Genomic DNA, 18,482 nt, shown 5'->3' on the forward strand with positions numbered 1-18,482 from the left:
TTCAACCCCATTCCGCTTTGTCGCGGCGCGGACCGTAGAGCATCAGCAGCACCAGAAAAGAGAACACCAGCATGGCGCCGGCCAGCCAGTGGGCTTGGGCGTATTCCATGGCCTCGACGTGATCGAAGATCTGCACCGACACCACGCGCGTCTTGTCCGGAATGTTGCCGCCGATCATCAGCACCACGCCGAATTCGCCGACGGTGTGGGCAAAACCCAGAATGCTGGCCGTAATGAAGCCCGGCTTGGCGAGCGGTAGCACCACATGCACGAACGTGTCCCACGGGCTGGCGCGCAAGGTCGCTGCAACTTCCAACGGCCTGTGGCCAATCGCGGTGAAGGCGTTTTGCAGCGGCTGCACCACGAACGGCAGCGAATACACCACCGAGCCGATTACCAGCCCCGTGAAGCTGAATACCACAGTGCCCAGGCCCAAGGCGGCCGTGGCTTGGCCGATCCAACCATACGGGCCGAGCGCCAGCAGCAGATAGAAGCCGATGACCGTGGGCGGCAGCACCAGCGGTAAGGCTACCAGTGCGCCGACCGGGCCACGCAGCCACGAGCGGGTGCGCGTCAGCCACCAGGCCAGCGGCGTACCCAGCACCAGCAGGATCAGAGTCGTGAGGCTGGCAAGCTTCAAGGTCAGCCAGATCGCGCCCAGGTCACTGGCATCGAGCATCAGATTTCATAGCCATAGGACTTGATCAACGCCGCGGCTTTGGGGGTCTTGAGGTAATCGACCAAGGCCTTGGCCGCCGGGTTGTCCTGGCCTTTGCTGAGGATCACCGCATCCTGGCGAATCGGTTCGTGCAGGTTGGCCGGGACGATCCAGACCGAGCCTTCGCTGACCTTGCCGTCCTTGTAGATCTGCGACAGCGCCACGAAGCCTAATTCGGCGTTGCCGGTGGAAACGAACTGGTAAGCCTGGGTGATGTTCTGCCCTTCGACCAGCTTGGCGCGCGTGGCATCGGTGAGTTTGAGCTGCTCCAGCACTTGCGTGGCCGCAAGCCCGTAGGGCGCGGCTTTGGGGTTGGCGATGGACAAGTGCTTGAAATCGTTCTTGCGCAGCACCTCGCCTTTGCCGTCGACGTAACCGGGTTTGGGCGACCACAGCGCCAAGGTGCCGATGGCGTAGGTGAAGCGCGACCCGGGCACGATGGCCTTTTCCTGCTCCAGTTTTGCCGGTGTGCTGTCGTCGGCCGCCAGGAAGACATCGAACGGCGCGCCGTTGTTGATCTGGGCGTAGAACTGGCCGGTCGAGCCATAGGAAGCGACTAGGGTATGGCCGGTGTCTTTTTCGAAATTCTTGGCCAGTGCCTGAATGGGCGCGGTGAAGTTGGCGGCGACCGCCACTTGGACTTGATCGGCCCAGGCGCTGTTGAGCGTGAACAAGGCAGTGAGGGCAACGAGGGTGGGGTGCAAGCGCATCGAGCAGGCTCCAGCGGGCAGGTTGGCGTTATGGTGCCGACTATATAGCGGCCGGCCCGCCCGCGGGAAGTGGCGAGTCGGGTTAAGGCGTCTGCCGTGCCCAGCGTCGCAGTTGGTCCAACGCAGCCCGGGCGATGTCGCGGGTCAAGGTCTCGGCCGGGACGGAACGCCCAAGGCGCAGCCCCTGGCCAGCCCACTGGTTGCTGAAATCGCCGCTACCCTGGGCTTCGCTAATTACGCGCAAGGGCATCAGGGCGCCGCCGGCTAGTGGAAATACGGGTGTCAGCTCGCTCATCGGGCCCAGCTCGCGCATCAACCGGTTATTGATGCCACGCGCCGGGCGTCCGGTGAACAGGTTGGTCAGCGCCGTGTCGGCTGCGGGTGCAGTAAGCAAAGCGTGCCGATGGGCTGCGGAAACCTTCGCCTCGGGGCAGAACAGGTAGGCAGTGCCCATTTGCACGGCACTGGCGCCCAACGCAAGCGCGGCAACGAGTCCGCGGTGGTCGCCGATGCCACCTGCAGCGATCACCGGCAGGCCGACGGCGTCAGCGACCTGCGGTACCAGGGCCAGGGTGCCGATCTGCGTGGTGATGTCTTCGCTCAGGAACATGCCACGATGGCCTCCGGCCTCATAACCCATGGCGATGACCGCGTCGCAGCCATGTTCCTCGAGCCACACGGCCTCGGCGACTGTGGTCGCGCTACCGAGTACCTTGGCGCCGGTGGCTTTGACCCGTTGCAGCAAAGATTCTGGCGGCAGGCCGAAATGGAAGCTGACGACCTCGGGCCGCAAGGTTTCCACCCACTGGCAGCTCTGTTCGTCGAAAGGCTGGCGGTTCGACACCGGTGTCGGTGCCTGCACGTCCGCGCCCAGTTCGGCGTAATAACCCGCCAGCGCTTCTTTCCAACGCGCGGCGCGTTCAGGATCGGGAGAGGGTGGCCGATGGCAGAAGAAATTCAGGTTCAGCGGCCCATCGCAGGCTTGGCGGAACGCTGTCACTTCGGCCTGCACCTGGGCGGCATCGAGCATGGCGCAAGGCAGCGCGCCCAGCCCGCCGGCACCGCCCACGGCAATCGCCAGGGAAGAGCCGCCGGCGCCCGCCATCGGGGCTTGCAGAATGGGCAGTTCGATACCGAGCAGGTCAAGGATTCGCCGATCGGGCCAAGCGTGCATGTACCACCTCCAGACTTTGCGTTATGTAGGGCAGGCTATAGCGCCTTGCTGACCTGAATCTCACTGATCTTGCTGACATCGTCGCCATGGATTTTGCGCAAGGCATCCAGCGCCTGTTCGTGCGAAGCGTCGCTCAACACCGCGAAGTCCCAGCGACGTTGGCCGTCGAGTTTGTATTTGATGACGTACTTGAGGTTCTGGGTCATGGCGGTTTATCTCAGCTGGGACGTGGAGCGTCGAATGATCTTGATCTTGTGGGTGAAGGTCGGCTTGCGCGTGACCGAAATCGCCCGGGTGGTGACGGTGTCGAGGGTGATGTTCCAATACCCGGAGCTGGGTACGGTGATCTTGGCGGGGAACTTGTCGAAGGCACCGCCGTGGTAGGTATGGCGACCGCCGTTCTTGAAACTGCGGAAATTGGCGTCGTTCATCAGACGGATGTTGCAGGGCTGGGAAGACTCGACGACGACGATGTCGTCTTCATTCAAGTGTTCGCGTTGGTGGATGAATTTCATGTGTTGCTCCGCACGTACGGTCTGAAAAGTGCCAACTTTATCACGATGCGGGGGGATTTCCGCCGCGCAGTGGCGCTGAGCGAGCGACGACATCATTCATCGGAGCTAAATGCGCTGGCGGTGGTCAACAAGGGTTTGGAATTGCAGGAAACATGCGAATGAAATGGGTTTTGGCTGCGCTTTCCCTGGCGCTCACTGGTTGTGCCAGCGTTTCCGACCTCGAGCAATCGCACGAGACCATGGACGTGATATCGGGCAAGTCGCCACGTGAATATGCCGACTGCATCAAACAAACCTTGGCCAGTAGCCGCGATCCCTTGACCGAAGAAGTGCAGGGCGAAGGGCTGCGCTTGATCGTGCCGCAAAAGCTCGGCACCGGTGCCGGCCCCGCAGCGCTGGTCGAGATTCAGAAGCGCAGCAATGGCAGTGCGATCAAACTGCGTGAACGCTTGAGTAACTTTCCGCTGCGTCCCGGCGATGTGCGCGACGCAACGACAGCGTGCATTTCAGGTTCGTGAGTTTGGCCGCGACGCCGTTCTGTCATGATTGACCGTTACACGAAAGCGTTTTTGGTTTGCATCTTTTGGAACCTTCGCAGTCGGGCGGGAACTATCCACGTGAATATCGGCCGAACCCCTTTGAGTCGTGGCATGAAGCCCCGCCTGGGCGGGCATTGTAAGGTACGTGCCGCCTGATTAGACTGCGCCAGAGCCACATGGCCATACCCCCCCTTAAGGACGTTTATGATCAAGAAATGCTTGTTCCCGGCAGCCGGTTACGGCACCCGCTTCCTGCCTGCTACCAAAGCCATGCCCAAGGAAATGCTGCCGGTGGTCAACAAGCCGTTGATCCAGTACGGCGTCGAGGAAGCATTGGATGCGGGTCTGAGCCAGATCTCCATCGTTACCGGCCGTGGTAAACGCGCGCTGGAAGACCATTTCGACATCAGCTACGAGCTGGAAAACCAGATCAAGGGCACCGACAAGGAAAAGTATTTGGTCGGCATCCGCCGCCTGCTTGACGAGTGTTCGTTCTCCTACACCCGTCAGACCGAAATGAAAGGCTTGGGCCATGCCATTCTCACCGGCCAACCGCTGATCGGTGATGAACCCTTCGCCGTGGTGCTGGCTGACGACCTGTGCGTCAACCCCGATGGCGACGGCGTACTGACCCAGATGGTCAAACTGTACAACCAGTTCCGCTGCTCGATCGTGGCCATCCAGGAAGTCGATCCGCAGGAAACCAACAAGTACGGTGTGATCGCCGGCGACATGATCCGTGACGATATCTATCGCGTCACCAACATGGTCGAGAAGCCCAAGCCCGAAGATGCGCCGTCGAACTTGGCCATCATCGGTCGTTACATCCTGACGCCCGATATCTTCGACATCATCAAGAACACCGAACCAGGCAAAGGCGGTGAAGTACAGATCACCGACGCACTGATGCAGCAGGCCAAAGACGGCTGCGTGCTCGCCTACAAGTTCAAGGGCCAGCGTTTCGACTGCGGCGGCGCCGAGGGCTACATCGACGCCACCAACTTCTGCTTCGAGAACTACTACAAGTCCGGCAAAGCCTACTGATCGACCTGCAGCAGCACGTGGCCCATGCCGCGTGCTGCTGGCAGTCGCCGGTTTTACCCGCCAGACTGCACGTACCCGGCCGATTCGATCGGCAACAACCACCTTGGGGTGGTTTTTTTTTGGAGTTTGAATAATGGCCTACGATTTCGACCTGTTCGTGATTGGCGCAGGTTCCGGTGGCGTGCGCGCCGCGCGCTTCGCTGCGGGCTTCGGCGCCAAGGTGGCGGTTGCGGAAAGCCGCTACCTGGGCGGCACCTGCGTCAACGTCGGTTGCGTGCCGAAGAAACTGCTGGTGTACGGCGCGCACGTCGCCGATGAGCTGGAGCAGGCTGCAGGCTACGGTTGGAGCCTGGAAGAAGGGCACTTCGATTGGGGCACCCTGATCAGCAACAAGAACCGCGAAATCGAGCGGCTCAACGGCATCTACCACAAGCTGCTGGTCGACAGCGGCGTGACCCTGCTGCAAGGCCATGCGCGCCTGACCGGCGCCCACGACGTGGAAGTCGACGGTCAGCGCTACAGCGCCGAGCGCATCCTGATCGCCGTGGGCGGTTGGCCACAGGTGCCGGACATTCCCGGCAAGGAACTGGCCATCACTTCGAACGAGGCGTTCTACCTGGAACAATTGCCCAAACGCATGCTCGTGGTAGGCGGCGGTTACATCGCCGTCGAATTCGCTGGCATCTTCCAGGGCCTGGGCAGCGCCACCACCTTGCTCTACCGCGGTGACCTGTTCCTGCGCGGCTTCGACGGTTCGGTGCGCAACCACCTTAAGGAAGAACTGGAAAAGCGCGGCCTCGACCTGCAATTCAACAGCGACATCAAGCGCATCGACAAGCTCGACGACGGCAGCCTGAAAGCGACCTTGAAAGATGGGCGCGAGTTGATCGCCGATTGCGTGTTCTATGCCACCGGCCGCCGGCCCATGCTCGATGGCCTGGGGCTGGAAAACACGGGTGTTGAATTGGACGAACGCGGTTACGTGCGCGTCGACGAACACTACCAGACCACCGAACCGTCGATTTTGGCGATCGGCGACGTCATCGGCCGTGTGCAACTGACGCCTGTGGCCCTCGCCGAAGGCATGGCCGTCGCCCGTCGGCTGTTCAAGCCCGAGCAGTTCTGCCTGGTCGACTACCAGAACATTCCCACCGCTGTCTTTAGCCAGCCGCCCATTGGCACGGTCGGCCTGACCGAAGAACAGGCCCTGGAAGCCGGGCACAAGGTGCACATCTTCGAAAGCCGATTCAAGCCGATGAAGCTGACCCTCACCCACAGTCAGGAGAAAACCCTGATGAAGCTGGTGGTGGATGCCGATACCGATCGCGTACTGGGTTGCCACATGGTCGGGCCGGATGCCGGGGAAATCGTTCAGGGTCTGGGCATCGCGCTCAAGGCCGGCGCGACCAAGCAACAGTTCGACGAAACCATCGGCGTGCACCCGACCTCGGCGGAAGAGTTCGTCACGATGCGCACCGTCACACGTTGATCGCTTGACCACACGGGTCTGTTTCAAGTCGCCACCTTGCGCTTTGACAGGCCCGTGCATGAGCATTGCCTCTAGTGCTGATGCACGCTCCCTTCTATTAATATCCTGCCCTTATAGCCAAAACCAATCACCAGCATCAGGTTTGCCAATGAGCCTTTATCGCGCTCGTTGGTTAGGATTTCCTCCGTCAACTGATTTCAACCCCTCCGAGGAAACGTCTGATGCCTATCATCAACAGCCAAGTCAAACCGTTCAACGCAACCGCTTACCACAACGGCGAGTTCGTTCCCGTGAGCGAAGCCGACCTGAAAGGCAAGTGGTCCGTCGTATTCTTCTACCCGGCCGACTTCACCTTCGTCTGCCCGACCGAACTGGGTGACCTTGCTGACAACTACGCCGAATTCCAGAAAATGGGCGTGGAGATCTACGGCGTGTCGACCGACACCCACTTCACCCACAAAGCTTGGCATGACACGTCGGACACCATCGGCAAGATCAAATACCCGCTGATCGGTGACCCGACCCAGGTGATCTCGCGCAACTTCGACGTGCTGATCGAAGAAGCCGGCCTGGCCGACCGCGGTACTTTCGTGATCAACCCCGAAGGCCAGATCAAGATCGTCGAAATCAACGACGGTGGCGTAGGCCGCGATGCCAGCGAACTGCTGCGCAAGGTCAAGGCTGCCCAGTATATCGCCGCCCACCCAGGCGAAGTCTGCCCGGCCAAGTGGAAAGAAGGCGAAGCCACCCTGGCCCCGTCGCTGGACCTGGTCGGCAAGATCTGAGCCGATGCGCACCCCGCGGGCGGTAGCTAGCCGCCACAGCTGAACCGTCTACCGCCCCGTAAAAACGCCCGGGCGACATCGCCTGGGCGTTTTTGTATCCGAGTTTTGTAAGAAGGAAATCGCCCGTATGTTGGACGCCACGCTTAAATCGCAACTGAAAACCTACCTGGAGCGGGTCACCCAGCCGATCGAGATCGTTGCCTCCCTCGACGACGGCGCGAAGTCCCGCGAAATGCACGACCTGCTGGTGGAGATCGCCGGCCTGTCGAACCTCATTACCTTGCGCGTGGACGGAGACGACGCACGTCGTCCGTCGTTCTCGCTCAACCGACCCAATGGCCAGATCAGCCTGCGCTTCGCCGGCATCCCCATGGGTCACGAGTTCACCTCCCTGGTGCTGGCCCTGTTGCAAGTCGGCGGCCATCCCTCCAAGGCCAGTGCCGAGCTGATCGAGCAGATCCAAGGGCTGGACGGTGAATTCCACTTCGAAACCTACTTCTCGCTGTCATGCCAGAACTGCCCGGACGTGGTCCAGGCGCTGAACCTGATGGCCGTGCTCAACCCCAAAGTGCGCCATGTCGCCATCGACGGCGCGCTGTTCCAGGCCGAGGTCGAGTCGCGGCAGATCATGGCCGTGCCTAGCTTGTACCTGAACGGCGAACCCTTCGGCCAGGGCCGCATGGGCCTCGAGGAAATCGTCAACAAGCTCGACAGCAACGCCGGCAGCCGTCAGGCCAAGCAGCTCGACGCCAAGCAGGCCTTCGACATGCTGGTGGTCGGCGGCGGCCCTGCGGGCGCCACGGCGGCCATCTATGCAGCCCGTAAAGGCATCCGCACCGGTGTCGCCGCCGAGCGTTTCGGCGGGCAGGTGCTCGACACCATGGCCATCGAGAACTTCATCTCCGTCCAGGAAACCGAAGGCCCGAAACTGGCCGCGGCGCTGGAAGAACACGTCAAGCAATACGACGTCGACATCATGAACCTGCAACGCGGCGAAGCCTTGCTGCCGGCCACCGATGGCGGTCTGCACCACGTGCGCCTGGCCAGTGGCGCCACTTTGCGTGCCAAGACCGTGGTGCTGGCGACCGGTGCGCGCTGGCGCGAAATGAACGTGCCGGGTGAGCAGCAGTACCGTAACCGCGGTGTGGCTTATTGCCCGCATTGCGACGGCCCGCTGTTCAAAGGCAAGCGCGTCGCGGTGATCGGCGGTGGCAACTCCGGCGTGGAAGCGGCCATCGACCTGGCCGGCATCGTGGCCCACGTCACGCTGATCGAGTTCGACAGCCAGTTGCGTGCCGATGCCGTCTTGCAACGCAAGTTGCACAGCCTGCCCAACGTCAAGGTGATCACCAGCGCGCTGACCCGCGAAGTGCTGGGCGACGGCCACAAGGTCACCGGTCTGCGCTACCAGGATCGCACCAGCGATGCCGAGCATGCGTTGGAACTCGAAGGCATCTTCGTGCAGATCGGCCTGCTGCCCAATACCGATTGGCTCAAAGGCACCGTCGAGCTGTCGCCGCGCGGCGAGATCATCGTCGATGCCAAGGGCCAGACCAACATCCCGGGCGTGTTCGCTGCCGGGGATGTGACCACCGTGCCGTACAAGCAGATCGTCATTGCTGTGGGTGAGGGCGCCAAGGCTTCGCTGGCTGCGTTCGACCACCTGATCCGTACCACCGCGCCGGCCTGATCAGGTCGTGTCTGCCACGCGCCGCCCCCTTGCCGGGGCGGCGCGCTGCTGTCCGGGGTTTGCCCGATACGCGGCAGCGGCGCTGCGCTATATTCGGCCTTTGTCCTGTCTGATGGAGCATCGCCGGTGACCGAATACAGCGCTTTCAACGTCGAACTGACCGAACACGTCGTCCACGTCCAGATCGACCGCCCAGAGAAAGCCAATGCCATGGACGCGGCGTTCTGGTCCGAGATCGTCGACATCTTCCAGTGGATCGACGACACCGATGCGATACGCGCTGTGGTCATCAGTGGCGCGGGCAAGCATTTCTCCGCCGGTATCGACCTGGCCCTGCTGGCCTCGGTCGCCAGCCGGTTGGGCCAGGACGTGGGGCGTAACGCCCGGCAACTGCGCCGTACCATCCTGCGCATGCAGGCCTCGTTCAATGCCGTGGACCAATGCCGCAAACCGGTGCTGGCCGCCATCCATGGGCAGTGCATCGGCGGTGCCATCGACCTGATCGCTGCCTGCGACATGCGTTATTGCAGCAGCGACGCGCAATTCTCCATAAAGGAAATCGACATGGGCATGGCCGCCGATGTCGGTACCTTGCAGCGCTTGCCGCGTATCGTCGGCGATGGCGTTCTGCGTGAGTTGGCGTACACCGGTCGCCGCGTGCAGGCCGACGAAGCGCTGCGCATCGGCCTGGTCAACCGTGTGTATTCCGATCCCCAAGCCTTGCTGGCCGAGGTGCTGGACATCGCTCGGCAGATCGCGGCAAAGTCGCCGCTCGCAGTGGCCGGCACCAAGGCCATGCTCGGCTACATGCGCGACCACCGCATCGACGATGGGCTGGACTACATCGCCACCTGGAATGCCGCCATGTTGCAGTCCGAAGACTTGCGCATCGCCATGGCTGCGCATTTGTCCAAGCAGCCGCCGACCTTCCGCGACTAGTGCCGGTCTCAAGCCCTGTAGATGTCGCGAGGGCCAGGTAGCCAGCGCGACTTGAGGCCACCTCGCCAGATCCATCTTATCAGCGACCGCAACCCATCCTGTCGGGCGCTCGCCCAGGAAGACCTTCATGTCAGCACGTTGGACCACTGCAGTACTCGACCCCCGCACCACCACCGGAGGGCTGGCCGTGGCGCGCAGCCCCGAGGGCTTTCTGCTCAAGGACGAACAGGCGCTGTTTCCCCGCCAATGGCTGACCGATCGAGGCCTGAACATAGCGAGCGAGCATGGCATTGGCTACCTGGACGGCGAGCCGGTCTTTCTCCTCGAGGTGCGTGAAGCGGCCGCAGTGCCGGGCTGTCGCTGGCAGGGCCTGCGCCAATTCATGCTCGAAGGCGATTTTCTGCTGTACAAGGTGCTCGGCTACGCCGCACAGATCGGCACCTGGGCACGCGAGCACCGTTTCTGCGGCAGCTGTGGCCAACCGACCACGCAGGTGAAGGGGGAGCGCGCCATGCATTGCGAGGCCTGCGGCCTGCGCCATTATCCACGTATTTCGCCGAGCATGATTGTGCTGATCACCCGTGGCGACGAAATTTTGCTGGCGCGCTCGCCACGCTTTGTCGCGGGTGTGTACAGCACGTTGGCGGGGTTCGCTGAGCCGGGTGAATCGGCCGAAGACTGTCTGGAACGCGAGGTGTTCGAGGAGGTGGCGTTGCAAGTGCGCAACATCCAGTACGTAGGCAGCCAATGCTGGCCGTTTCCGCATTCGATGATGCTCGGCTTTCACGCCGAATATGCAGGCGGTGAAATCGTCATGCAGCCCGATGAGATCGAGGACGCGCGCTGGTTCGACATCCGCGAGCTACCGCCCTTGCCAGCCGGGCGGTCGATCGCGCGCTATCTCATCGACTTGTACGTGGCCCGGCGCTTAAGCCTGCCCGAACCAGTGCTGCCACGCTAGGCGCACGGTCAACGCCAGCACCACACTGATGAACACCGGGCGGATGAATTTGTTGCCGCCCTTGATGGCGGTGCGTGCGCCGAAGTAGGCACCGACCATGACCGACAAGCCCATGGCCAGGCCTACCAGGTAGTCGACCTGTCCCGACACCATGAATACCGTCAGCGCCGCCACGTTGCTGACGAAGTTCATGCTGCGGGCCACGCCGCTGGCGCGCACCAGGTCGATGGGGTAGATCAGCAGGGTACTGACCGTCCAGAATGCCCCGGTGCCTGGGCCGGCCACGCCGTCGTAGAACCCCAGGGTGAAGCCCTGCGGCGCCTGCCAGGTCTTCTTGATTGGCGCGTCGGCATCCAGCGGCGCCTTGGGCGTGCCGCCGAACAACAGGTACAAGCCACAGGCGAATACCACCACCGGGAGCATCTTGTTCAGCCATTCGGCGGGCAGGTAATGGGCCACCACCGCCCCCAGCAAAGCCCCGGCCAGCGTGCCGACCAAGGCAGGGCGCCACTGCGCGGGATGGAACAGCTTGCGCCGGTAGTAGGTAAAGCTGGCGGTGGCCGAGCCGAAGGTGGAGCTGAGCTTGTTGGTGCCCAGCACCAGGTGCGGGGGCATACCGGCCGTCAGCAGTGCGGGCGTGGTCAGCAGGCCGCCGCCGCCGGCGATGGCGTCGATGAAGCCTGCGACGAAAGCGACCAGCGTCAGGATCAGCAGTGTGAGAGGTTCTACGGAGAGTTCGAAGGGCATCGGCTCGGTCTTGTCTGGCACAGGCGCGACAAAAGGTCGCGCTCGGAGAAGGAGGCATGGTAAAGCCTGTGGGGCAGGGCTTCCAGTGCGATGGGCGAGAGTGTGCCCTGTGGCCGTTACCTATCGACAGTTTTCCCACCCCCCCAATGATCGTTCAATGATTCACTGGGCAGCGCCTAGGCTGATGGTTTCTCCTTATCCTCGCAAGGCCGTTCATGCGCTATCGACTATTGCCCCTGGATTGCTATTACGTGCGCCGCTTCGTGAGATGGGTGGATGCGTCGTGAGTGATGAAGTCCAAACGATCCCCGGGCTTCACCTTTCGCCTGCCAGCGACCTCGATCTGCCGTTCGCGCGTGACCTCACCCGCCGCACGATGCTGCCGTATTTCCACCAGTTCGCACTGCTGTGGATGGACGCGGCGTTCGAAGAATCCTGGAGCTGGCGCGAGCAATGGCTGATCCAGGCCGGTGAGCGGACCCTGGGTTTTTGCAGCCTGAGCCAGGACCGCCAAGCGTTGTTCGTTCGTGAGCTACACTTGCTGCCCGAGCATCGTCAACAGGGGGCAGGGAGCTGGGTGCTCGAAGAGCTGAAGCGTTGGGCACAGCAACGGCGTTTGCCGTTGCTACGTCTCATGGCCTTCAGCAGCAACCCGGCACGACGCTTGTATCGGCGAGTCGGTTTCGACGAAGTCGGTCAGGACGGTTGCTTCGTGCTCATGCAATGCGCGGTGCAAAAAGACGCTGATGTGGTTTAGCGCAATGCGCAAGGTGCTCGGGAGAGGCGCGAGTCAGGGCTTGCCTGGCCCTCTGGCAATGGGCATAGTGCCGAAAGCTTAGGAATAGTCCTCCACGGATGTGGGATATCTCCTAGATCGATAACGCAAAGTAAAAAGGAAAGAGGGCATGAACGGATTCGGCGCGCGACTCAGGGAAGAACGAGAGCGCTTGGGCCTTACTCAACGGGTATTCGGCGATATTGGTGGCGTCGAACCCAACGCCCAGGGCAAATATGAAAACGGCGACCGCACCCCGCGCTTGGATTACCTGGCGGCCGTGGCCGCCAAAGGCGTCGACCCGCTTTACGTGTTGACCGGGCTGCCGACGCCGCTGCCGCTCGACAGCCTCAGCGGCGACGAGGATCAACTGCTGGCAGCCTTCCGCCGCCTCCCCGACAAAGACCGCGCCGCTCTGTGGCATGTCCTCCACCGCTTGGCAGATTGAGCCCCACCTAGGGTCAGAGGCCGCATGGAAGCATTCATCGTGTCAGCATCCTCTAGCGTTTAGTCGATATGTTGCGGCTGAAAAATTTTGTTAAGGTGGCAACTTACAAATCGCCCCATTGACGAGGTGTCTGGCTTGATTAGGGTCCTTGTGGTCGACGATCACGATCTGGTACGCACCGGCATCACCCGTATGCTCAGCGACATCGAGGGGCTGCATGTAGTGGGCGAGGCAGACTCCGGCGAGTCGGCGCTCAAGCTGGCCCGCGAGCTCAAGCCGGATGTGGTGCTGATGGACGTCAAGATGCCTGGCATCGGCGGTCTCGAAGCCACGCGCAAGTTGCTGCGCAGCCATCCCGACAGCAAGGTCGTGGCCGTCACGGCCTGCGAAGAAGACCCTTTCCCCACACGCCTGTTACAGGCCGGCGCTTCTGGCTATCTGACCAAAGGCGCGGCCCTCGATGAAATGGTGCACGCCATTCGTCTGGCGTTCGCGGGGCAGCGCTACATCAGTCCGCAAATCGCTCAGCAACTGGCGCTCAAGCCGTTCCAACCCGAAGGATCGCCGTTCGACAGCCTCTCTGAACGGGAAATCCAGATCGCCCTGATGATCGTCGGCTGCCAGAAAGTGCAGATCATCTCCGACAAGCTGTGCCTGTCGCCCAAAACGGTGAATACCTACCGTTACCGTATTTTCGAAAAACTTTCCGTAACCAGCGACGTCGAATTGACATTGCTGGCCGTCCGCCACGGAATGGTCGACGCAAGTCTCTAGCCTTAGAAGTGGTCCATGTCGCAAACCTTTGATGCCAGCGCGTTTCTGGCGACCTGTAGCGGTCGCCCGGGCGTGTACCGAATGTTCGATGCCGAATCGCGGCTGCTCTACGTCGGTAAAGCCAAGAACCTGAAAAAGCGCTTGGCCAGTTATTTCCGCAAAACCGGCCTAGCCTCGAAGACAATGGCACTGGTGGGGCGCATCGCGCATATCGAGACCACCATCACCGGTAACGAAACCGAGGCCTTGTTGCTCGAGCAGAATCTGATCAAGGAATGGCGGCCGCCGTACAACATTCTGCTGCGTGACGATAAATCCTATCCTTACGTGTTCCTGTCGGACGGTCCTTTCCCTCGGCTCGGTATCCATCGCGGTGCCAAGCGCGCCAAGGGTCGTTACTTCGGTCCTTACCCCAGTGCCGGTGCGATTCGTGAAAGCCTAAGCGTGTTGCAGAAGACGTTCGCCGTTCGCCAATGCGAAGACAGCTATTACGCCAACCGCACCCGCCCGTGCCTGCAGTATCAGATCAAACGCTGCAAAGGGCCGTGCACCGATCTGGTCAGCAAGGAGGAATACGCCGAGGACGTACGCCACTCGGTGATGTTTCTGGAAGGGCGCAGCCAGCAGTTGGGCAACGAGCTCAACGCGGAAATGGAACAGGCCGCCATGGCCCTGGACTTCGAAAAGGCCGCCGCGTTGCGTGACCAGATCGGTCTGCTCAGGCGCGTACAGGACCAGCAGCACATCGAAGGCGGCTCGGGCGAGGTCGACGTCATTGCCGCCTTCGTCAACCCGGGCGGCGCATGCGTACATCTGATCAGCGTGCGTGGCGGCCGGGTGCTCGGCAGCAAGAACTTCTTTCCTCAGGTCGGCATCGAGGAAGAGGTGTCGGAGGTACTGGTCGCGTTCCTCTCGCAGTACTACGTCGGCAACGCGGAACGTGAGTTGCCCCGAGAGTTGATCGTCAACGTGGTGCATGAAGACTTCCAGACCATTATCGAGGCCCTGCAAACGCTACGCGGCCGCGAGGTGGACATCACCCATCGCGTACGCGGCACCCGTGCGCGCTGGCAGCAGATGGCGGTGACCAATGCCGAGCAGGCGTTGAACGCCCGCCTGGCCAACCGCCAGCACATGGCCGCGCGTTTCGAGGCGTTGGCCCAGGTGCTCGACCTCGACGAAGTGCCGCAGCGTCTGGAGTGCTACGACATCAGCCACTCCAGCGGCGAAGCCACGGTGGCCTCGTGCGTGGTGTTCGGGCCGGAAGGGCCGATCAAGGCCGACTACCGCCGTTTCAACATCGAAGGCATCACTGCCGGTGACGACTATGCCGCCATGCAGCAAGCCCTGACCCGGCGCTACAGCCGTATCAAGAACGGCGAAGGCAAGCTGCCCGACGTGCTGTTGGTCGATGGTGGCAAGGGCCAGCTGAACATGGCGCGCGAGGTCATGCAGGAACTGGCCTTCACGGACCTGACCTTGCTCGGTGTGGCCAAGGGCGTCACACGTAAAGCGGGTTTCGAGACGCTGTACCTCAACGACGCTGCCCATGAGTTCACGCTCAAGGGCGACTCGCCAGCGCTGCACCTGATTCAGCAGATCCGCGACGAGGCGCACCGTTTCGCTATTACCGGCCACCGTGCGCGTCGCGGCAAGGCACGGCGGACGTCCAGCCTGGAAGACGTAGCGGGCGTAGGGCCGAAACGTCGTCGCGAGTTGCTCAAGCACTTTGGCGGGTTGCAGGAACTCAACCGCGCCAGCATCGATGAAATTGCCAAAGCGCCGGGTATCAGTAAAAAGCTCGCCGAGTCGATTTATGCCAGCTTGCATAGCGAGTAGTATGTCGGGCTCAACTCGCAGCCAGTCGTACCGATGAATATTCCAAACTTGCTCACCGTTCTACGGGTTCTGCTGATCCCCATCTTCATCTTGCTGTTCTATATGCCGTTCCATTGGAGCTATATGGCAGCAAGTACGGTGTTCGCCATCGCCGCCGCCACCGACTGGCTGGACGGCTACCTGGCCCGCAGGCTGCAGCAAAGTACCCCATTCGGTGCGTTTCTCGATCCGGTCGCCGACAAGCTGATGGTGGCGGTCGCCCTGGTGCTGTTGGTGCAGGTGCATGCCAACTTCTGGCTGACGCTCCCCGCCGCGATCATCATTTGCCGCGAGATCGTGGTGTCGGCGCTGCGCGAGTGGATGGCAGAAATCGGCGCCCGGGCTCACGTGGCGGTGTCCAACTGGGGCAAATGGAAGACCGCCGCGCAAATGCTGGCGTTGGTGATCCTGTTGGGCAATCCGCCGGTGGTGAGCGTCTGGGTAGTATTGGGCTATGGGTTGCTGCTGGTGTCGGCCGGGCTGACGTTGATTTCCATGGTGCATTACCTGATCGCGGCCTGGCCGCACCTGCGCGAAGGCACCGAGCAGCGTTAAAAGTTTTTTTGAATCAAGGGGTTGACGCCATTTGGCGATGCGTTAGAATGGCACCCATCACGACGCGGGAATAGCTCAGTTGGTAGAGCACGACCTTGCCAAGGTCGGGGTCGCGAGTTCGAGTCTCGTTTCCCGCTCCAAATATAGACTGTCAGCAGGTTATCGATGTTGGCAGTTATCGAAGAAAGACGCTTAGGCGTCTTTTTTCGTTTTTGTCGTGAAAATCTGGATCGATCCAAACCTTCGTTTCAAGCACCACTTTCGTCTGTACCGCTAACGGCTGTTTCCCGGATCTCGCTGTTTTTACCTGTTGACCTTGGGCAAGGCCCAAGCGCTGTCGGCAGTTGGGCAAACCTGAGGCGTATCCAACTTCAGTACGCTTCGCGCGATCCGTTTAATCTTGATTCGCGCATATTCTGGGGTGCGGTATCTGGTGAAGCTAGCCTGGGTTCATGACCAGCAAGATGCGTCCAACGTACTCTTGGCATTTAAGTGTATGTCCTTGCAACAGCTATGTTCGAGGTTGGGCGCACCAGCCACCGGCAGCGCTCTTTGCTCCCGTCGTGTTCCTAGAAATAACTCGTCACCCCCATAAAATAGGCCCGGCCCGGCACATAAAATCGGGTCGCGCTTTGTCGCGGCTGCTCGTCGAACAGATTCTGCACACCGGCATTGACCTTCAACCATTTGGTCGCGGCCCATTGGGCAGTAAGGTCGTAGGTGGTGTAGGGCGCCACAAAGTGATTGGCGGTACCCCGCTGTTTGCCGACATGTTGTGCTGACAGTTCGGTGGTCAGGCCAGGGTCGATTCGCCATTCGAAGGCGCCGAATAGCGACAGCTTCGGTGAGCTGATCAGCGCTTCGCCGGTGACAAGGTTGCGGTTTTCCAACATATAGGTGGCATTGCTGCGCCAAGTGACGCGGTCGGCTATGAGCGGGACTCGCAATGTGCCTTCCCAACCGCGCGTGCGTGCCTGCTCGACGTTCGTCAATTGAGTCCACCAGTAGCCTTGGTGCCAGCCCAGCGGTTTGTATTCGATCTTGTCTTTGAAATCGGTGTGGAAGTAGGTCAGGCCTGCTTCCCAGCCGTTGTTGTCGTAAGCGATACCAACTTCCTTGCTAAGACTGGTCTCCGGCCGCAGATCGGGATTGCCTGCCATCCAGCAGCCACCGGACACGTAACCCAGCGGCCGCAACGAAGTGCAGCCATTGCCGCCTGAGCGGGTGGCCGCGCCTGCGCTGGTTTCCTTGATGCTGGGCGCACGATAGCCCTTGGCAATGCCGCTGCGCAGGGTCCAGTCGGGGTGGGGGTGATAGACCAGGTAGGCGCGCGGGCTGTTGTGGTTACCATCGCGCTGGCTGTGGTCGAAGCGGTTGCCCAGGTTCAAGGACAGGTTGTCGAGCAAGAAGAGCTCGTCTTCGACAAAGGCGGCCCAGTACTGGCCCTGCGCTTGCGAACCGGTGATGGGCCTGCCTTCGAGGTCGATGGGTAAGGCACCCAGCGTTCGCGTGTTGGTCAGCGCATCGCGCTTCCACTGGCCACCCAAGGTCATGCGCTGCTGGAGTGCCCATTCGAACGGCACGTCCAAGTGAGCGTCGATGATCTTCTCTTCGGCGTTGGCTTTTTCCTTATTGACGCGGTTCTCGAACCGGTTCACGTAGGCATCGAGTTGGGCGGTGCCGAAACCTAGGTCTCCTTGATAGGAAGCGATGACACTGTCGCGGGTCAGATGCCCGGCACCGAACGCGTTCACCTGCGACCCGGATACCTTGGATCCCCAGGAGCGTTCCACGCCTTTGACCACTTCCAACGACACGCTGTGCGCGTCGGTGACGCGCCAATCCAGCAAGGCGTTCAGGTGCTGGTCCTTGGCACCTCCTGCGCCATCGTTGCGCAGCGTGGCACCTTGACTGTCCACTCGAGGCGGCGCTTCGTCGCTGGCCCGACGCGTGCTGTTGGCGCCCAAGCGCAGGCCGACGGTATCGGTGAGCGGTCCCGACAGGTTGAAACCGGTCTGCTCGGTCTGCCCGCGGTCCGAATGCTGCGGGATGGTGGTGTTGACGCTCAGCGAGCCGTCCCAGGTTCGCGCGACTTTGCGCGTGATGATGTTGATCACCCCGCCCATGGCGTCCGCGCCGTACCGCGAAGACATCGGCCCGCGCGTCACTTCGATACGCTCGATCATGTTCGGGGAGATCCAGTTCAGGTCCTGGCGTGCCAGGTCGCGACGGTAGTGCGTGTCGGCCGAATTGCCGACGCGTCTGCCATCGACCAGGATCACCGTGTACTGGTCGTCCAGGCCGCGCAGCTTGATCTTCGACTGCTCGCCTACCGGGCTGAAGCCGCCGGTGACGCCTGGAAGACGACGCAACAAAGTGCCCAGGTCATAGACCGGTTGACGCTCGATCTCCTCGCGGGTGATGACGCTGACGCTGGCAGGCGCGTCGCGTACGTCCGTGCCGGTGCCGCTGGCAGTGACGAACGAGGCCTCCAGTTCGGTGGCATTGCCTTTCGAAGGCTCCTCCATCTGCGCGGCTTGTAAAAGAGGCGAGGCGAGCAAAGCTGCCGTAAGCAGGTTCAGGGGAAGGGCGGGATGCTTCATGGGGAAACCAGTCCTTGATCAAGTCGAAAAATCGGACTGGACATTAATGAAAATGGGAATCTTTCGTATGTAGTATCGGGTTGTACTGCTCGTCAGACATTTCTTTGTAATAGGTAGCCTTTCCTGATGGACGCCGGC

General features: G+C 61.4%; 19 protein-coding genes and 1 tRNA gene. 13 read left to right on the top strand and 7 right to left on the bottom strand.

Annotation, left to right across the window (positions count from 1 at the left end):
* Position 1: 1 nt before the first annotated feature.
* From modB to B4M43_RS12720, 5 genes are all read right to left on the bottom strand, one after another.
* Positions 2-679, bottom strand: coding sequence for a molybdate ABC transporter permease subunit (gene modB, locus B4M43_RS12700; protein ID WP_296267576.1), 678 nt, complete (start codon positions 677-679; stop codon positions 2-4).
* Positions 679-1,428, bottom strand: coding sequence for a molybdate ABC transporter substrate-binding protein (modA, locus tag B4M43_RS12705; RefSeq protein ID WP_296267578.1), 750 nt, complete (start codon positions 1,426-1,428; stop codon positions 679-681). The genes modB and modA overlap by 1 nt, the downstream gene beginning before the upstream one ends.
* Before the next feature lie 82 nt (positions 1,429-1,510).
* Positions 1,511-2,602, bottom strand: coding sequence for an NAD(P)H-dependent flavin oxidoreductase (locus B4M43_RS12710; RefSeq protein WP_296267580.1), 1,092 nt, complete (start codon positions 2,600-2,602; stop codon positions 1,511-1,513).
* A 35-nt stretch (positions 2,603-2,637) separates the two neighbouring features.
* Positions 2,638-2,808 (bottom strand): hypothetical protein, encoded by a 171-nt coding sequence (locus B4M43_RS12715; RefSeq protein ID WP_296267582.1) that lies wholly within the window; start codon positions 2,806-2,808, stop codon positions 2,638-2,640.
* Between the two features lie 6 nt (positions 2,809-2,814).
* Positions 2,815-3,117, bottom strand: a complete 303-nt coding sequence (locus B4M43_RS12720) for a DUF1883 domain-containing protein (RefSeq protein ID WP_296267583.1) — start codon at positions 3,115-3,117, stop codon at positions 2,815-2,817.
* A gap of 158 nt (positions 3,118-3,275) precedes the next feature.
* On the opposite strand from B4M43_RS12720, the gene B4M43_RS12725 reads away from it, so the two are divergent.
* From B4M43_RS12725 to nudC, 7 genes are all read left to right on the top strand, one after another.
* Complete coding sequence (locus tag B4M43_RS12725) at positions 3,276-3,635, top strand: hypothetical protein (protein WP_296267585.1); 360 nt, start codon at positions 3,276-3,278, stop codon at positions 3,633-3,635.
* Positions 3,636-3,860: 225 nt separating this feature from the next.
* The gene (galU, locus tag B4M43_RS12730; protein WP_296267587.1) at positions 3,861-4,700 is read left to right on the top strand and encodes a UTP--glucose-1-phosphate uridylyltransferase GalU; all 840 of its coding nucleotides are present in this window, start codon (positions 3,861-3,863) and stop codon (positions 4,698-4,700) included.
* Between the two features lie 133 nt (positions 4,701-4,833).
* Positions 4,834-6,189 carry a glutathione-disulfide reductase gene (gene gorA / locus B4M43_RS12735; RefSeq protein ID WP_296267589.1) on the top strand — a complete coding sequence of 452 codons (1,356 nt, stop codon included), beginning with the start codon at positions 4,834-4,836 and terminating at the stop codon, positions 6,187-6,189.
* A gap of 221 nt (positions 6,190-6,410) precedes the next feature.
* Positions 6,411-6,974 (top strand): alkyl hydroperoxide reductase subunit C, encoded by a 564-nt coding sequence (gene ahpC / locus B4M43_RS12740; protein WP_296267591.1) that lies wholly within the window; start codon positions 6,411-6,413, stop codon positions 6,972-6,974.
* 127 nt (positions 6,975-7,101) lie between these two features.
* Entirely contained in the window at positions 7,102-8,664 is a 1,563-nt protein-coding gene (gene ahpF / locus B4M43_RS12745) for an alkyl hydroperoxide reductase subunit F (protein ID WP_296267593.1), read from the top strand.
* A 126-nt stretch (positions 8,665-8,790) separates the two neighbouring features.
* On the top strand, positions 8,791-9,603 hold the full coding sequence (locus B4M43_RS12750; protein ID WP_296267595.1) for a crotonase/enoyl-CoA hydratase family protein: 813 nt from the start codon (positions 8,791-8,793) through the stop codon (positions 9,601-9,603).
* Between the two features lie 127 nt (positions 9,604-9,730).
* Positions 9,731-10,564, top strand: coding sequence for an NAD(+) diphosphatase (gene nudC, locus B4M43_RS12755; RefSeq protein ID WP_296267598.1), 834 nt, complete (start codon positions 9,731-9,733; stop codon positions 10,562-10,564).
* On the opposite strand, the gene B4M43_RS12760 is transcribed toward nudC, so the two are convergent.
* Entirely contained in the window at positions 10,532-11,311 is a 780-nt protein-coding gene (locus tag B4M43_RS12760; RefSeq protein WP_296267601.1) for a sulfite exporter TauE/SafE family protein, read from the bottom strand. The genes nudC and B4M43_RS12760 overlap by 33 nt on opposite strands.
* A 283-nt stretch (positions 11,312-11,594) precedes the next feature.
* Between B4M43_RS12760 and B4M43_RS12765 the strand changes: the two genes are divergently transcribed.
* The 6 genes from B4M43_RS12765 (at position 11,595) to B4M43_RS12790 (ending at position 15,881) form a co-directional block, all read left to right on the top strand.
* Positions 11,595-12,068 (top strand): GNAT family N-acetyltransferase, encoded by a 474-nt coding sequence (locus B4M43_RS12765; protein WP_414707840.1) that lies wholly within the window; start codon positions 11,595-11,597, stop codon positions 12,066-12,068.
* Between the two features lie 148 nt (positions 12,069-12,216).
* Positions 12,217-12,534, top strand: coding sequence for a helix-turn-helix domain-containing protein (locus B4M43_RS12770; protein WP_296267602.1), 318 nt, complete (start codon positions 12,217-12,219; stop codon positions 12,532-12,534).
* Positions 12,535-12,669: 135 nt separating this feature from the next.
* Positions 12,670-13,308, top strand: a complete 639-nt coding sequence (gacA, locus tag B4M43_RS12775; RefSeq protein WP_296267605.1) for a response regulator transcription factor GacA — start codon at positions 12,670-12,672, stop codon at positions 13,306-13,308.
* Between the two features lie 15 nt (positions 13,309-13,323).
* Complete coding sequence (gene uvrC / locus B4M43_RS12780; protein WP_296267608.1) at positions 13,324-15,147, top strand: excinuclease ABC subunit UvrC; 1,824 nt, start codon at positions 13,324-13,326, stop codon at positions 15,145-15,147.
* Between the two features lie 33 nt (positions 15,148-15,180).
* On the top strand, positions 15,181-15,741 hold the full coding sequence (gene pgsA, locus B4M43_RS12785; RefSeq protein ID WP_296267610.1) for a CDP-diacylglycerol--glycerol-3-phosphate 3-phosphatidyltransferase: 561 nt from the start codon (positions 15,181-15,183) through the stop codon (positions 15,739-15,741).
* A gap of 64 nt (positions 15,742-15,805) precedes the next feature.
* Positions 15,806-15,881 (top strand) — tRNA-Gly (locus B4M43_RS12790).
* 429 nt (positions 15,882-16,310) lie between these two features.
* Here B4M43_RS12790 and B4M43_RS12795 read toward each other — a convergent pair.
* Positions 16,311-18,344 carry a TonB-dependent receptor domain-containing protein gene (locus B4M43_RS12795; RefSeq protein ID WP_296267612.1) on the bottom strand — a complete coding sequence of 678 codons (2,034 nt, stop codon included), beginning with the start codon at positions 18,342-18,344 and terminating at the stop codon, positions 16,311-16,313.
* Between the last annotated feature and the right edge of the window lie 138 nt (positions 18,345-18,482).

Origin of the sequence: Pseudomonas sp. UBA6562, from assembly GCF_002434265.1 — a bacterium.
Classification (GTDB): domain Bacteria; phylum Pseudomonadota; class Gammaproteobacteria; order Pseudomonadales; family Pseudomonadaceae; genus Aquipseudomonas.

Excerpts from the sequence above, each read along its gene's own strand:
- B4M43_RS12710 (WP_296267580.1), bottom strand. The coding sequence starts at position 2,602 with ATGCACGCTTGGCCCGATCGGCGAATCCTTGACCTGCTCGGTATCGAA.
- B4M43_RS12725 (WP_296267585.1), top strand. The coding sequence starts at position 3,276 with ATGAAATGGGTTTTGGCTGCGCTTTCCCTGGCGCTCACTGGTTGTGCC.
- B4M43_RS12720 (WP_296267583.1), bottom strand. The coding sequence starts at position 3,117 with ATGAAATTCATCCACCAACGCGAACACTTGAATGAAGACGACATCGTC.
- B4M43_RS12770 (WP_296267602.1), top strand. The coding sequence starts at position 12,217 with ATGAACGGATTCGGCGCGCGACTCAGGGAAGAACGAGAGCGCTTGGGC.
- galU (WP_296267587.1), top strand. The coding sequence starts at position 3,861 with ATGATCAAGAAATGCTTGTTCCCGGCAGCCGGTTACGGCACCCGCTTC.
- uvrC (WP_296267608.1), top strand. The coding sequence starts at position 13,324 with ATGTCGCAAACCTTTGATGCCAGCGCGTTTCTGGCGACCTGTAGCGGT.
- B4M43_RS12760 (WP_296267601.1), bottom strand. The coding sequence starts at position 11,311 with ATGCCCTTCGAACTCTCCGTAGAACCTCTCACACTGCTGATCCTGACG.
- ahpC (WP_296267591.1), top strand. The coding sequence starts at position 6,411 with ATGCCTATCATCAACAGCCAAGTCAAACCGTTCAACGCAACCGCTTAC.
- B4M43_RS12795 (WP_296267612.1), bottom strand. The coding sequence starts at position 18,344 with ATGAAGCATCCCGCCCTTCCCCTGAACCTGCTTACGGCAGCTTTGCTC.
- modA (WP_296267578.1), bottom strand. The coding sequence starts at position 1,428 with ATGCGCTTGCACCCCACCCTCGTTGCCCTCACTGCCTTGTTCACGCTC.
- ahpF (WP_296267593.1), top strand. The coding sequence starts at position 7,102 with ATGTTGGACGCCACGCTTAAATCGCAACTGAAAACCTACCTGGAGCGG.
- pgsA (WP_296267610.1), top strand. The coding sequence starts at position 15,181 with ATGAATATTCCAAACTTGCTCACCGTTCTACGGGTTCTGCTGATCCCC.
- B4M43_RS12715 (WP_296267582.1), bottom strand. The coding sequence starts at position 2,808 with ATGACCCAGAACCTCAAGTACGTCATCAAATACAAACTCGACGGCCAA.
- modB (WP_296267576.1), bottom strand. The coding sequence starts at position 679 with ATGCTCGATGCCAGTGACCTGGGCGCGATCTGGCTGACCTTGAAGCTT.
- gorA (WP_296267589.1), top strand. The coding sequence starts at position 4,834 with ATGGCCTACGATTTCGACCTGTTCGTGATTGGCGCAGGTTCCGGTGGC.
- nudC (WP_296267598.1), top strand. The coding sequence starts at position 9,731 with ATGTCAGCACGTTGGACCACTGCAGTACTCGACCCCCGCACCACCACC.